The organism is Bifidobacterium platyrrhinorum (assembly GCF_010667645.1).
Taxonomy (GTDB): domain Bacteria; phylum Actinomycetota; class Actinomycetes; order Actinomycetales; family Bifidobacteriaceae; genus Bifidobacterium; species Bifidobacterium platyrrhinorum.
In genome coordinates this window covers 599,809-612,696 of the sequence record NZ_WHZV01000001.1, presented here as the reverse complement: position 1 = coordinate 612,696, position 12,888 = coordinate 599,809, and the positions used below count along the sequence as shown (strand labels likewise).

Genomic DNA, 12,888 nt, shown 5'->3' with positions numbered 1-12,888 from the left:
GGACATCGCATGACGAATGCGACCGGAAGACGGCCCGCCTTCCTTTTCGGCATCGAAAACAGGAAATGTCGCATCGAGCAGGACGAAGCAAGGCCCCTGCTTAAGCGCATATACGCCCAATCCCAGGGATTTCCGCGGCTCTGTCTTTCATGTGAAAGTCGATTTCTTATGGATGGACGTACTCTTTTTCTTTCATATGTATGCAACTTTCATATGAAAGAAAACAATGATTGAACGACGCAGGGCACCTAATGGGAAAACGGCTGAATTCCGCTATTTCAATTCAAAATAAAGTCGCTATCATTTGAATATTCGACGCTGGGACGGCACCCTTTCGACGACTATCGGACCGGATGGCCGTGTGCCGAATTGGGGACTCAGCGGGACAGCGTCTCCATCGCCTCGGAGACGACCTCGACGAGCACGTCGACGGCATTCTCGCCGTCGACCCCATCATCGCAGCGACGCGACCATTCCAGCAGGGATTCGATGATGCAGTCAATGATGAACGAGACGGACAGACGCACGGGGAAACCGGCGCGTGCGCCGCCATCGTCGGTCATGGAGCCGCCTCTCTCCCATAGCTCCGAGACGGCGTCCGTCCACTGCGGTATGCGGGCGTACAGCGCCACGCGCAACCCGTCGTCGGAACGCACGATGCGCAGCCGATGCGCCAGCTCCCCCAGCTGCGACGGTTCGAGCCCGCCGAGCACCTGCGGGACCATGCGACGGACGAACCCGATCGGAGAGCCGCCCTTCCGCTCCCCGATCTCCCGACGCAGATCGGCGAACAGCCCGCCATCCGTCGCGAATCCGAGGACGAGATCCTCCTTGGTCGGGAAATACCGGAACAGGGTGATCGCCGACACGCCCGCCTCGTCGGCGATACGCTGCGTGGTGACCGTGTCGTAGCCGTATTCGTCGAACAGCCGCAACGCGGTCTCGCGTATCGCCCTGCGCGTGGCGATCTTCTTGCGCCGCTGCCAACGGGCGCGCGCCACGGTCGCCTTCACCGAGACGCCGCGACGGCTCGTCCGATGCCGACCGTCCGCTGCGTCGGACGAGGCCGGCGCAGCGGCGTCGGAGACGGTACTGCCGTGCGACGTCGCATCGTCACCCGCCATCGCGTCAACAGGCATGGCCATCCTCCTCGAACCTCGCGCCTCACCGGTGGAACATCACCCATGGTACCGCGGAAGAAACGTTGCAGCCGGATCCTCCCAAGGCGGGTATGCCGTGGCCCGTGGCCGTCGACCCGCGCGTACACTGGGCCGCATGTGCAGAAGATTCGCGCTGGATCTGGATTGGGACGCGGTGGCCCGGTGGCTCGACGTCGACGAGGACGGCATCCGCCGCGACCGGTTGCCGCAGCCCTCGTACAACATCGCCCCCATGCAGACCATCGGCGTCGTCGCGCAGGACCGCGACGGGCGGCGGCACCTGACCGGCGCCCACTGGACGCTCGTCCCCCGGTGGAGCCAAAGCAAGACGCTCCCCTACCCCACATACAACGCACGCGTCGAATCCATCCACGTCAAACCCACGTTCGCCGAATCCACGCGTTCCATGCGTTGTGTCATCCCCGCAAGCGGCTACTACGAGTGGAAGGGCAAACGCCCGTTCTATTTCCATGCGGAGGGCGGGAAACCATTGGCGATGGCCGGACTGTACTCGTGGTGGCGCGCCTCCGACGCCTCGCCATGGCAGTTGACCGCCACGATCGTCACCTGCCCGGCCGTGGACGGTCCGGCGAGTGTGCATGACCGCATGCCGTTGCTCGTACCGGACGGCATGACCGCGGCATGGCTGGACCGTGCGACCGACGGCGTGCGGCTTATCGACCCGTTGCGGAGGCAAGGGACCGAACTGTCACGCCGCCTGGCGTTCCACGAGGTCGCGCCGCTGCCGGCGAGCGGGAACGGACGCCGTCTCATCCGGCCGGTCGAGCGCACGGACCCGATCAGGCTGCTCTGATCCCGTCGCCCCGCACGACGACGTCATTCCCCCGCGGCCTGCCCGTCGCCATCATCGCGGAACCAGCCGGACCAGTCGACCACGGCCTCGACGTTGTTGCCATCCGGATCGAGGACGAACGCCGAATAGTATCCCGGATGGTAGGGGCGCGGACCGGGAGCCCCGTTGTCCCGGCCGCCCGCGGCGATCGCGGCCTCATGGAACGCGCGTACGGCATCGCGGTCGGGCGCGAGAAAGGCGATATGCGTGACCGGCGACGCCCCACCCGTCGCTTCCGTCATCGGCGACACGTAGAAATCCGAATGCGGGGTGCCGTCATCCACGCCGAATCCCAATGTGGGTTCATGATGGGCCTTGACGACATACCCCAAAGGCGCGAGTGCCCGCGTGTAGAAATCGATGCTGCGGTTGACGTCGCGCACACGCAACGTGATGTGATCCAACATGACCGCCACTGTACGCCGCGCCCTGACGGAACGGACGCGTGAAGGTCGTGCGACATGTGAACGGCCCCCGTCCCATTCCGGCGATCCCGGAAAACCCGGGGAGGAATCAGGGGATTCCCCGATGGATGGATCCGCCGCACGATGGGAGAATGGGACGGTTGCGACACATGGAATCCGTACATGCATCAAGGAGCGAAGAGAAAACATGAGACTGATCGGCAATATCCTGTGGCTGGTGCTCGGCGGGCTCGCCATCGCGTTCGGATGGGCGGTCATCGGCGTGGTGCTGTGCGTCACGATCGTCGGCATCCCGTTGGGTCTTCAGGCGTTCAAGATGGCCGGGCTCACGCTCACCCCGTTCGGCAAGACCGTGCGCTACGGCGGCGGCCTCGGCTCCACGCTCGCGAACATCATCTGGGTGGTGCTCGCCGGAATCTGGATGGCGCTCGGCTACATCGTCGCCGGACTCGCCAACTGCGTGACCATCATCGGCATCCCGTTCGGCATCCAATCGTTCAAGATGGCGAAACTCGCCCTCTGGCCGTTCGGCGCGCAGATCCAGGACCTGTGAACCATCCCGTCCGCCCCGCTCTGGCGGGGCGCGGCATGGCCGTCGACTACCATGGATGAAAGAAGTCGGAACATCGCCGAACACCGGTAGAGCCAAAGGAGCCTCGCATGTACGTCGTTCTGGAATCCTTCGCATACAGCTGAGAGCCGGGTGCCCTCACCCGTCCCCTCACGTCACGGCATCACGGCCGGAAACCATATGGCCGTGATATGCTTCCATGCGAACATTCCGAACATCGTCCATGAACGGTGCACCGCCATCCATCACGCAGTCCGCCGATCGGTCCATCGGCAAGGCCATCACACCGAAGATGACCTGCGATGGACGATCGATATGGTCATCGACGGCGATGATCCGTGCACCGGTCATGGCGCATCATGAAACGAGACCCACCATGAACGCCGACGACCGCCCGAACCCGATTCACGCACAATCCCCCGATCCCCATACCAACGCGACCACCCCGGCCACCATGGACGCACCCGCGAACGAATCGTCCCAACGCGCCCGCCCGCTCTGGAGGATCCCCGCATACCGATGTTGGTTCGCCGCCGACACCGCCGACGTGGTCGCCGTCAGCCTGCGCACGTTCGCCATACCGTTGATCGGCCTCGCCCTGTCCGGCTCGCCGTTCATTGCCGGACTGCTCGTCACCATCGAATCGGCGGTCGGATTGACGCTCATGTCCGTCGGCGGGGCGCTCGCCGACCGTCACGACCGGCGGCGGCTGATGATCCTGCTCGGTCTGACCGGCGCCGGCCTGTCCGTCGCGGTGACGGCCGGTCTCGCCACCGGGACGATGCGCACGACGACGTTCGCCGTGACGGTCATCCTGTTCGCGGTGATGAACGGTTTGCTCGGGCCATCGAACGACGCGATGCTCAAATCCCTGGTGCCGATGGACCGGTTCGCGAAGGCGCAGGCCATCCGCGAGGCGCGAGAGTCATGCGTCGAACTGTCCGGCGGCGCGATCGGCGGACTCCTGTACCGGATCGCCGGATGGATGCTGTTCCTCGCCTCGGCGCTGCTGTACCTGACCTCCGTGTTCGCCTCGCTGGCGTTGCCGAAACGAAACGACGACGGCGCTGACGGGGCAGACGGGGCCGTCGTCGTTTCTTCCCCAGACGTTGCCAAGCCGTCGTTCCTCTCCCAGTTCGTCGACGGCTGGCGGTGGACGCTGACCCGCAGGACCGTGGTCGCGGCGATCGCGCAGGGTGCGGTCATGAACGTCGCCTGTTATGGGAGCATCATCGGTGTGCAGATCATGTTGGCGGAACGCGGCACGGATGCGGCGCTCATCGGGCTCGTCGGCACCGCCACCGGCGTCGCCGCGCTGATCGGCTCGTTCGCCGCCGGATGGTTGGTCGAGCATGTGCCGACCGGCCGGCTCATCATCCTCACGTTCGCCGTGTTCACGTTCGCGATGCTGCCGCTCGTGTTCACCGACTCGTATGTTGCGGCGGTCACATGCATGACCATGGCGTCGGTGCTGTTCCCGGCGTTGAACGCGGGTGAACTCGGGTTCATCTTCGGGCGCACGCCGGACGACATGCAGGGCAGGGTGTCCACCGTGTTCGAGACGACGGTCGGCGTGCCGGGCGCATTGGCTCCCGCATTGGTCGGATGGCTGCTGCAGACGCCGGGATTCGGCTTCCACGCGGTCATGCTGCTCGTCGTCCTGTGCGCCTCCGCCGGACTGCTGCTCGCCTGCCTCACCCCGACGCGGCGCATCCCGCTGCCCCCGCAATGGGAGCAGGTCGAGCTGTAGCGGAAAGACCGCCGCTTCCACCGGTAATTGGTCATCTCGGGTTCGGGGCCCGGAGCCCCGGTCCTGATCGGTCCGCTTCGTGCGTTCGTATCAGTCGAGCCGGTTCGCGTCGATGATCCGGTCGTCGAGGAACCAGTAGTCGTGCGGGTCGCCGCGCAGCGCGGTGAACGGCACCGGCCGTACGCCGGCCGCCGCGGCCTTGTCGAGCAGGTAGCGGCGCACGATCCACGGGTATTCCAGCACGCCGGATTCGAGATCGATGATGCGTTGGATGGTTTCTCCGTCGACCCCGAAATCGACGCCGATCCGGTCGACGGTCAGGCCGAGCAGGGCCATGTTCTCCCGGAACTCCCGTTTGGTCGCCGCACGCTGTTCAGTGGTCAAGGACATGTCGCACTCCCCTGCCGTCATCGGATTTTCCAGGTTCCGATGATACGCCCGGCCTCGGCGATTCCGGATCCGTCCGCTCGATTTCACGAAGCATGCCGTTCACGGGGATACCATGGGCAATGACCGTCGTTCCGGGAAGTGCGTATTCCCGACATGGCGGCATCGGATGCGAACCCGTCGAACGAGGTGCCCATGAATCCGTCACCGTCCCCATTCATCCCGCAATCCACACGTCTTACGCAGGGTTTCCATGACTGGCCGATAGCGGCCCGGCCGTACGATCCGCAACCGGCGTTGCGGCGTCACGACCGCGCCGTGCTCGTCGGCATGGCCGTCGTCATCGCGTCGGCCATGATACTGATCGCGTTGGTCGTTCTCCTTGGAACGTCCGTGCCGGAAGCGATCTATGTGATTCTGGGGATCGTCCTGTTCACCGCGGTCATCGTCACCCTGGAGGACGTGTATGAGGATCTGCGACAACGTCGGCTGCCCGCCGAACCGGGGCTCATGGTCACCGGCGCCATGATCGGACGGGCATACGCGGGTCTCCCCTTGCGTCGTCTCGCGCTGTCCACTCCGATCATCACGCATGACCCGTTCAACACCGACGGATTCGACTACTTCACGCACTACCAGGTTTGCACCAATGATGTGTTCATCCTCCGGTTCGCGCCGACCATGCGGATCCACCGGTACGTGCTCTACTGGAGTGAACATGATCCCGATTGGACGGATGCGCTTCCCGGAAGATGCCGGATGGGCGACTACGCGAAGCCCACGCCGCGGGCTTTGCGGTTGTCGCAACGGTTCATGAGACGGCTGGCATGCAATCGGAACATCGATTCGCGCATGCGTCCCTGCATGCTGGAAGTGTATGGGAACCGGGCGAGACTCGTGTTGCCATCGAATGCGCCCGAATTGGAGACCGGCGCGCAGGACCCGAACATCGGCCCACGCATCGACGGCGTCGCCGTACTTGCGGACACGTTCCGGCATGGTTCATGACCGATCCCGATGGGAGCGTGCCGATGCCCCCGATGCTCCCGCCCGTGCAAGACGGAATGGGAGATACAATGCCCTCTCGTGATGGAACGCAAAACGCATGAACGATCGAAGACGACGACGGCCTCCGGCGACGGATCGGGACTCGGCACAAGGCCGATAGGACGGCTGGTGGTGTCGCTGGCGATCCCGGCCGTGGTGGCGCAGGCGTGCACTGCGCTGTATACGATCGTCGATCGTCTCTTCCTTGCGCACATCCCCGGCGTGGGCGATCTCGCGATGACCGGCGTGGGAGTGTGCTTCCCGATCACGCTCGCCGTGTCCGCGTTCGCGTTGCTCATCGGCATGGGCGGCGGCCCGCTCGCTTCGATCGAACTCGGACGCGGCGACCTCGACAAGGCGGAACGGTACCTCGGCGCGTCGGTGGCGGCGATCATCGCGATCGCCATCATATTGTCCATACTGCTCCAGATCTTCAAGACGCCCATCCTCGTCCTGTTCGGCGCGAGCGACGCGACGCTGCCATATGCCTCCGATTTCCTCGCGATCTACCTGTCGGGCACGCTGTTCGTGCAGTTGTCGTTGGGGCTCAACACGTTCATCACCGCGCAGGGGCGCGCGTTTGTGGCGATGACGTCGGTGATCATCGGGGCGTTGAGTTCGCTGGCCCTCGACCCGCTGTTCATCTTCACGTTCGGCATGGGAGTGCGTGGCGCCGCGCTGGCGAACGTCATCGCACAAGGCCTGTCCGCCGCGTGGATAATCCGGTTCCTTGCCTCGCCGGACAGTGCGATACGGCTCCGCTTGCACAGCATCCGGCCGACGCGGATGCTCGGCCCCATCCTGTTCCTCGGCGTCTCCCCGTTCATCATGCAGATCACCGAATCCGTGATCCAGGTGGTGTTCAACTCGTCGTTGCAGCATTACGGCGGCGACGTCTATGTGGGCGCGATGACCATCATGACGAGCCTCATGCAGCTGATCTTCGTGTTCTCGCAAGGCATCTCGCAAGGCCTGCAGCCGATCATCGGATACAACTACGGTGCGGGATCGTACGGACGCGTACGGCGTGCGTATTCCGGCACGATGATCGCGCAGGTGGCGATCAACTGCACGATGACGACGTTGCTGGCGCTCTTCCCCGGTGCCGTGGCCTCGCTGTTCACGTCGGACGCGGCGATCATCGACGTGGTGTCGCGCACGCTGCCGTACTTCGTATGCGGCATGGGCGTGTTCGGAATCCAGAACGTGGTCCAGTGCGCGTTCGTGGGCATGGGGCAGGCGAAGCCGTCATTGTTCCTGGCGATCTTCCGCAAACTGATCCTGCTGGTGCCGTTGGCGCTGATCCTGCCTCGGCTTGGATTCGGCACGATCGGTGTGTTCGTCGCCGAGCCGGTTTCGGACGCGACTTCGGCGATCGTGGCGGGACTGCTGTTCACCTGGTACGCGAACCGTCTGCTGCCAAAAACGGAGCGTTCGGCGGATGCCGTCAGCCGGTGACGATTCGGATGCCCGCCTCGAACATCATGACAATCACCGTGTCGTCTCCGCTCCTATGCCGTTTCGCATACCGCTCCATTCGTCGGCGGTGATGATGCGGTAGACGCCGTCATACCGGCGGTTGATGAGCGGATAGTAGTCCTGCTCCGATTCGCCGACGACATGAAGCCCGCACTTGGCCATCACGCGGCCGGACTGCGGGTTCTGCGCGTAATGCCCGCCCCACACCGCGTCCTTGCGCAACGTGTCGAACGCGTATTCGAGAACCGCACGCAACGCCTCGGGCATGTATCCCCTGCCCCAGAACGGACGTCCGATCCAGTAGCCGAGTTCCAGCGCGTTATCGTTCAGATACCGGCTGTAGCGGGCTTCGAGCTCCGGATCGCCCGTGACGACGTCGGCGGTGTAGTGGCTGACGGGTTTGAGCGCGATGCTGCCCACCGGCGCGTCGGCGTCGGTTTCGTTGTCCGCGGTTTCATCGCCGTCCCTGATGGTGATGGCCCAGTTGTTCTCGACGGCGAGGATGTTCCTGATGTCGTTCATGCTGCCTTCGACGCTGGTATGCGGCGGCCACCCGCAGCGCAGCCCGATCTGCGGGTCCGAGGCGTACCGGAACAGCGAGGCGGCCTCGGCGGCGTCGCCGATCCTCCACGGTCGCAACACCAGCCGTTCGGTCTCGATTCTGTCCATGATGTACCTCTCGTCACCCGTCATACATATGCGTCCGGCATGAATCCGATACGAATCCGCCGGACGCGTTCACCCTACCGCATGCGCGCGAGTCATACCGGCATATGCACGCCGTATCGTGCATGAATCGGCGATGGTCACCGCAGTCGCTCCGCCACCATGAAATGCTCCAGCACGACCATGGTGCCGTTGTTCGCGGCATCTATCACAATTCGTTGAGGTGGCCTTCCGAAATCAAGTCCTTGTTGAACGGCTCGCTCGGATCACAAGGGCGCACGATTCGGGAGAACATGGCGACAAGCGCGGAGTAGTCCCTGTCTTCAGCAGCCAAGCGGCTTGCATTGTCGTTCTCTTCCCCACTGACTCGTCGCCAATCGAGATCGTATCCTGCAGCATGGCAGAGCAGAGTCCACATCGCGCGTTGGGTACGGCCGTTCCCTTCGCGGAAGGGGTGGACGAAATTGTAATTGTCGTAATGGTATGCCAATCGTTCCACGAACATCGTCTCCCCCATGCCCTTAAGCATATGGTCGCGCTCCAGTTCTCCCTGTGACCACGCTATGCCCATCTCGATGTTCGTGGAAGGCAGGAAGAAATCGGAGCCCTCGATGTTCTTACGAATCTCCACAGTCCGTATATGCCCAGCCCATGCATAGACATCCTGGAACAGTAGATGATGAAGAAGCCTGAGTTCATCCAGATTGCCATCGCAAACCTTTGGCGGATTGGAGAACAACTGCAGCATGCGGGCCCCAACCAGTTCGCCTTCCGCTTGCTTCAGCTCATCCCAAGTTCTGGCACCGGGAAGATTGGCGAGGATGCCGGTATCCTGATCGATATACGGGTCAACGAATTCAGACGGCATGAAGCTCCTCGGAGCGGTTGCCGACGTTATGATCGTTGCGACGCCATGCACGTTGCATGAGCTGTTGGATGCTCATATTCCCCCGGGCGAATTCGCTCGCGTCGTTACGGAACTCATCGGACACATAGGCCCCCTCCATCTCACCGGAATGGATGGCCTCTTCGACTGCACGCTTACGATCCATAATGCGCTCCTTCAGCCAGATGGAATCTTTCCAATACATTGTAGAAGACTCACCCATCTCTTCCCCGCAATCGTCGGGAAAAGATGAATCCCATACCCTCATCGGACTACCGCAGTCGCTCCGCCACCGTGAAATGCTCCAGCACGACCATGCTGCCGTCGTCCACGACGAAATCCGGGTCGGCGAACCAGTCGCGGTATTCCCCTGAATTCCAGAAGGATTCGTGCGTGCGACGCCATTGCTCGACGGTGACGTCGCCCTCGCCTTCGTCGACGGCCTGCCGGTCGGTGACGCTTCCCAGCGGGACGGTCTCGACCTCCGTGGTCTCCAATACGGCCACGGGACGATTGGCGGAATCCACCAGTATGGAACGGCCGCCGACGTGCGGCAACGGTTCGTCGTCTTCCGCATAGTCCATCAGCAACGCGGCCGTGGCGGTTTTCGCCCCGGAGAGGATGAGCACGACGAGACGGTCGCGCTCCGGTCCCGGAAAGCCGAATTCCGCCTTCGGCAGTCGCGCGATGGATTCGGCATCAAGGTGTTCGGTCATCGGCATGGTTCAGACCGTAGTGCCACCGGTGGCGTTGTCGCCCGCGGCGGAGTCGGGAGCGACAACGCCACGTTTACCGTGTCCGCTATGCGCCGCGGCGGGCTTGGACCTCACCTTGGCGGTGAAATGCTCCGATTCGATTCTCCATACCGTGACGCTTCTCACCTGCGCGTCGGTGAACTCCACATGCGGCATGCGCGCCTGATGCGCCATCAGCAACCGCAGTCCGTGTCGACGCGAGTCGAGATCGTCGACGATGGAGGCGACGCCCTCGCCCACGATCGATTTGAACGATTCACCCCAGCCGCACGCCGTGCGTCCCGCGACGATCTCGCAGTCCGTGCGCATGGAGAATGCGACCGGCAGACGGTTGCCGGCGGCGCGGATCGCGTCGATCTTGCGGCCGCGCGCGGCCGAATGCATCCACAGGACAAGACGGCCGCAAATCGCGATTCGCATCCCTATTTCACATCGGCGCGACGCACCACAAGGACACCGATCGCATAGAGGACCACCGCCCAGGCGAGCAGCAGCAGACCGGACTGCCACCAAGTCGGGTCGAAGCCGCCCGAGGTCGCGACCGAGGCAACCGCGTCGGCCGCGGATGAACCAGTGCCGGAACCCGAGCCGGCACCCGCGGCCCCGCCACCAGTGGCACCCATCAGCGCGACCGTCGCGCCCGTGACATCGACGCCACCGGCCAGGAACGTCGTCGCCGCCTGACTGGGCAGGCACGCTGCGACGGACTTGATCCACGCGAACCGGTCGCCGGCGAGCGAAACCAGAGACAATACCGAAGGCGCGATCATGACGATGCCGATGAGCGCGAACACGCCACCCACCGTGGAACGGCACAACCCACCCAAGCCCAACGCCATGACGGCCGTGACCGCCAGCACGCACGCGCCGCCAAACACGGTGACCCACGGCAGCAGCCGCTCGGAATCATCCAACGTCCCCATGCCACCGGCCGATGTGGCGAACAGCGCGTACGTGACACCCCACGACAACAGCAACCCCGCCAGCGCGGACAGGAACGACAATGCCGCGGCCACGGCGGCCTTCGCGTTCATGAACAGCACACGATGCGGATCGGTGACGAACGACATCTGCACGGTGCGGGTCGTGTATTCGCTGGTGACGGTCATGACGCCGAGGATGCCGGTGACGATCATGCAGGTGACGGTGAAGCCGCCCACCGACAACCACATGAGGCTCGCGGGTAATTCCACCGGATGCGCGAGCGCCTTGCCGGTGCCGGGATCCATGCCGGCGATGAGCGTCATCGACCATGCGGACAGCGCGGCGCCGGCCGGCAGCAACACGAGGTTGAGGACGAGCAGCACGATGGTGGACCGGATGCTCAACGCTTTGACGATTTCGCTGCGGAACACGCCCCATGCGTTGAGGCGTGCGCCGCCGGTCCGCGTGGATGCGCGAGCGCGCCGCGCACCGTCCCGTCCCGCTTGTCCGACGGTTCGCATGTCCGACCGCGTCCCCGACCGTCCGCGTCCTTTCGACGCGTGCGCTCCCCTGCTCATCGCGTCACCTCCTGCGGACGGTTCTGGACGTTCCCTTGCGGACGGTTCTCTATGGCGACGTTCCTCCCGTCCGGTACCGTCGACGCGTATTCGACCGCGGTGTGCGTCAACGCCATGTACGCCTCCTCGAGCGAGGCGCGCTCCTCGAGGAACTGGTAGATGACGAGTCCGGCGCGTGCGAACACGTCGGCCGTGGCTTTGAGGTCGGCGCCGACGATGCGGAACGCCTGCCCTTCCGCCGGGTCGCCTGCGGCGCGCGCCGCAGGCATCACGCTCACACCGGCCGCATGCGCGAAGATGGCGTACAGCTTGGCCGGATCCGGGGTGACGACGCGAATCGAATGCCGCGAATGTTCGGCGACGAACGCGTTCACGGTGGTGGTTTCGAGGATGCGCCCCTGTCCGATGATGACGAGATCGTCGGCCGTGAGGGCCACTTCGCTCATGAGATGGGAGCTGAGCAGCACGGCCCGCCCCTGTGAAGCGTAGTACCGGCACAGTTCGCGCACCCATTTGACGCCTTCGGGATCGAGCCCGTTGACGGGTTCATCGAGGACGAGATTGTGAGGGTCGCCGAGGAGCGCCGCCGCGATGGACAGACGCTGACTCATGCCAAGCGAGAACTGACCGGCGGGACGTTGCCTCACCGCGGCGAGTCCGGTCATGTCGATGATCTCATCGACACGTTTGCGGCCGATGCCGTTGGTGAGGGCGAGCGCACGCAGGTGCGCGTAGGCGGATCGTCCGGGATGGGCCGATTTGGCGTCGAGTACGGCTCCGACGACTCTCATCGGCGCCTCGATGCGTCCGATGGGCCGTCCGTCGATGAGCGCACTGCCTTCGTCGGGGCGGATCAGGCCGAGAGCGGCGCGCATTGTGGTGGATTTTCCGGCTCCATTCGGTCCAAGGAATCCGGTGACTTTGCCGTCTTCGGCGGTGAAGGTGACGTGGTCAATGGCTTTGCGCGCGCCGCCTGCCGCACCACGCCGAGCAGCCGAACCGGGTACCGTTCCGCCGCGCCCTGCCTGCGTACCGCGCGCCCCTCCGCCGCGTGTCCTTCCGAATGATTTGGTGAGCCCCTGTATCTCGATCATTGCGCTCCTTCCTTGGATGCCGAGCGGATGATTTCCAGCCTACCGCGGATTGACGCGCCTCGCCGAATCGTCAATCCATGCGTCTCCCACCTCACCGAACCGCATCGCGTTCCCGCTTATCTCCAACGGACACGGAACCTCATCCTCAAGGATGAGGCGCGTATTCATCCTCGTGGCCGATGGAGATTCCGCGTGGCCGGGAAGACCATGGATGCAAGCAGTCGGCAGCGTCGTGTGACGCGCGGTCCGTGGAGACAAGACATCCTTGGTCTTGACCTTGACCTCCGGGACCGCCTTTCATGGAAGGTGAATC

Annotated in this window: 15 protein-coding genes and 1 pseudogene; 5 read left to right on the top strand and 11 right to left on the bottom strand. The window is 64.0% G+C overall.

Annotated elements, in window-relative coordinates; all coding sequences use genetic code 11:
* Window positions 1-377: 377 nt before the first annotated feature.
* Complete coding sequence (locus GFD21_RS02565) at window positions 378-1,139, bottom strand: TetR/AcrR family transcriptional regulator (RefSeq protein WP_225431543.1); 762 nt, start codon at window positions 1,137-1,139, stop codon at window positions 378-380.
* 136 nt (window positions 1,140-1,275) lie between these two features.
* On the opposite strand from GFD21_RS02565, the gene GFD21_RS02560 reads away from it, so the two are divergent.
* Window positions 1,276-1,974 (top strand): SOS response-associated peptidase, encoded by a 699-nt coding sequence (locus tag GFD21_RS02560; protein WP_163196349.1) that lies wholly within the window; start codon window positions 1,276-1,278, stop codon window positions 1,972-1,974.
* Between the two features lie 23 nt (window positions 1,975-1,997).
* Here the strand turns inward: GFD21_RS02560 and GFD21_RS02555 are convergent, their stop codons facing one another.
* Window positions 1,998-2,420 carry a VOC family protein gene (locus GFD21_RS02555; RefSeq protein ID WP_163196348.1) on the bottom strand — a complete coding sequence of 141 codons (423 nt, stop codon included), beginning with the start codon at window positions 2,418-2,420 and terminating at the stop codon, window positions 1,998-2,000.
* A gap of 205 nt (window positions 2,421-2,625) precedes the next feature.
* Between GFD21_RS02555 and GFD21_RS02550 the strand changes: the two genes are divergently transcribed.
* Entirely contained in the window at window positions 2,626-2,991 is a 366-nt protein-coding gene (locus GFD21_RS02550; protein ID WP_163196347.1) for a YccF domain-containing protein, read from the top strand.
* Between the two features lie 168 nt (window positions 2,992-3,159).
* On the opposite strand, the gene GFD21_RS02545 is transcribed toward GFD21_RS02550, so the two are convergent.
* Entirely contained in the window at window positions 3,160-3,360 is a 201-nt protein-coding gene (locus GFD21_RS02545; RefSeq protein ID WP_163196346.1) for a hypothetical protein, read from the bottom strand.
* Between the two features lie 25 nt (window positions 3,361-3,385).
* Here GFD21_RS02545 and GFD21_RS02540 point away from each other — a divergent pair, with 25 nt between their 5' ends.
* Entirely contained in the window at window positions 3,386-4,759 is a 1,374-nt protein-coding gene (locus GFD21_RS02540; protein ID WP_163196345.1) for an MFS transporter, read from the top strand.
* A gap of 90 nt (window positions 4,760-4,849) precedes the next feature.
* Here the strand turns inward: GFD21_RS02540 and GFD21_RS02535 are convergent, their stop codons facing one another.
* Window positions 4,850-5,149 carry a DUF2316 family protein gene (locus GFD21_RS02535; protein ID WP_163196344.1) on the bottom strand — a complete coding sequence of 100 codons (300 nt, stop codon included), beginning with the start codon at window positions 5,147-5,149 and terminating at the stop codon, window positions 4,850-4,852.
* A 390-nt stretch (window positions 5,150-5,539) separates the two neighbouring features.
* On the opposite strand from GFD21_RS02535, the gene GFD21_RS02530 reads away from it, so the two are divergent.
* Window positions 5,540-6,154, top strand: a complete 615-nt coding sequence (locus GFD21_RS02530) for a hypothetical protein (protein ID WP_163196343.1) — start codon at window positions 5,540-5,542, stop codon at window positions 6,152-6,154.
* Between the two features lie 81 nt (window positions 6,155-6,235).
* Window positions 6,236-7,651 carry an MATE family efflux transporter gene (locus tag GFD21_RS02525; RefSeq protein ID WP_163196342.1) on the top strand — a complete coding sequence of 472 codons (1,416 nt, stop codon included), beginning with the start codon at window positions 6,236-6,238 and terminating at the stop codon, window positions 7,649-7,651.
* A 33-nt stretch (window positions 7,652-7,684) separates the two neighbouring features.
* Here the strand turns inward: GFD21_RS02525 and GFD21_RS02520 are convergent, their stop codons facing one another.
* The 7 genes and pseudogenes from GFD21_RS02520 to GFD21_RS02490 all read right to left on the bottom strand — a co-directional run bounded on the left by GFD21_RS02520 (window position 7,685) and on the right by GFD21_RS02490 (window position 12,437).
* Window positions 7,685-8,341 (bottom strand): GNAT family N-acetyltransferase, encoded by a 657-nt coding sequence (locus GFD21_RS02520; protein WP_163196341.1) that lies wholly within the window; start codon window positions 8,339-8,341, stop codon window positions 7,685-7,687.
* A 205-nt stretch (window positions 8,342-8,546) separates the two neighbouring features.
* The gene (locus GFD21_RS02515; RefSeq protein WP_163196340.1) at window positions 8,547-9,206 is read right to left on the bottom strand and encodes a Fic/DOC family protein; all 660 of its coding nucleotides are present in this window, start codon (window positions 9,204-9,206) and stop codon (window positions 8,547-8,549) included.
* Window positions 9,196-9,390, bottom strand: coding sequence for an antitoxin VbhA family protein (locus tag GFD21_RS02510; RefSeq protein WP_163196339.1), 195 nt, complete (start codon window positions 9,388-9,390; stop codon window positions 9,196-9,198). The genes GFD21_RS02515 and GFD21_RS02510 overlap by 11 nt, the downstream gene beginning before the upstream one ends.
* A 106-nt stretch (window positions 9,391-9,496) precedes the next feature.
* A complete protein-coding gene (locus tag GFD21_RS02505; RefSeq protein ID WP_163196338.1) occupies window positions 9,497-9,940 on the bottom strand; it encodes an ASCH domain-containing protein in 444 nt (147 codons plus the stop codon).
* 9 nt (window positions 9,941-9,949) lie between these two features.
* Window positions 9,950-10,381: pseudogene (locus GFD21_RS02500) on the bottom strand (pyridoxamine 5'-phosphate oxidase family protein); the annotation flags it as partial.
* Window positions 10,382-10,401: 20 nt separating this feature from the next.
* Complete coding sequence (locus GFD21_RS02495) at window positions 10,402-11,334, bottom strand: hypothetical protein (RefSeq protein WP_225431540.1); 933 nt, start codon at window positions 11,332-11,334, stop codon at window positions 10,402-10,404.
* A 143-nt stretch (window positions 11,335-11,477) separates the two neighbouring features.
* Window positions 11,478-12,437: an ATP-binding cassette domain-containing protein gene (locus GFD21_RS02490; RefSeq protein WP_318643725.1), complete on the bottom strand. Its 960-nt coding sequence runs from the start codon at window positions 12,435-12,437 to the stop codon at window positions 11,478-11,480.
* Between the last annotated feature and the right edge of the window lie 451 nt (window positions 12,438-12,888).

What these genes read in the sequence shown, in the direction of transcription:
- GFD21_RS02565 (WP_225431543.1), bottom strand. Translation starts at nt 1,139, where the DNA reads ATGCCTGTTGACGCGATGGCGGGTGACGATGCGACGTCGCACGGCAGT.
- GFD21_RS02560 (WP_163196349.1), top strand. Translation starts at nt 1,276, where the DNA reads ATGTGCAGAAGATTCGCGCTGGATCTGGATTGGGACGCGGTGGCCCGG.
- GFD21_RS02555 (WP_163196348.1), bottom strand. Translation starts at nt 2,420, where the DNA reads ATGTTGGATCACATCACGTTGCGTGTGCGCGACGTCAACCGCAGCATC.
- GFD21_RS02550 (WP_163196347.1), top strand. Translation starts at nt 2,626, where the DNA reads ATGAGACTGATCGGCAATATCCTGTGGCTGGTGCTCGGCGGGCTCGCC.
- GFD21_RS02545 (WP_163196346.1), bottom strand. Translation starts at nt 3,360, where the DNA reads ATGACCGGTGCACGGATCATCGCCGTCGATGACCATATCGATCGTCCA.
- GFD21_RS02540 (WP_163196345.1), top strand. Translation starts at nt 3,386, where the DNA reads ATGAACGCCGACGACCGCCCGAACCCGATTCACGCACAATCCCCCGAT.
- GFD21_RS02535 (WP_163196344.1), bottom strand. Translation starts at nt 5,149, where the DNA reads ATGTCCTTGACCACTGAACAGCGTGCGGCGACCAAACGGGAGTTCCGG.
- GFD21_RS02525 (WP_163196342.1), top strand. Translation starts at nt 6,236, where the DNA reads ATGGAACGCAAAACGCATGAACGATCGAAGACGACGACGGCCTCCGGC.
- GFD21_RS02520 (WP_163196341.1), bottom strand. Translation starts at nt 8,341, where the DNA reads ATGGACAGAATCGAGACCGAACGGCTGGTGTTGCGACCGTGGAGGATC.
- GFD21_RS02515 (WP_163196340.1), bottom strand. Translation starts at nt 9,206, where the DNA reads ATGCCGTCTGAATTCGTTGACCCGTATATCGATCAGGATACCGGCATC.
- GFD21_RS02510 (WP_163196339.1), bottom strand. Translation starts at nt 9,390, where the DNA reads ATGGATCGTAAGCGTGCAGTCGAAGAGGCCATCCATTCCGGTGAGATG.
- GFD21_RS02505 (WP_163196338.1), bottom strand. Translation starts at nt 9,940, where the DNA reads ATGACCGAACACCTTGATGCCGAATCCATCGCGCGACTGCCGAAGGCG.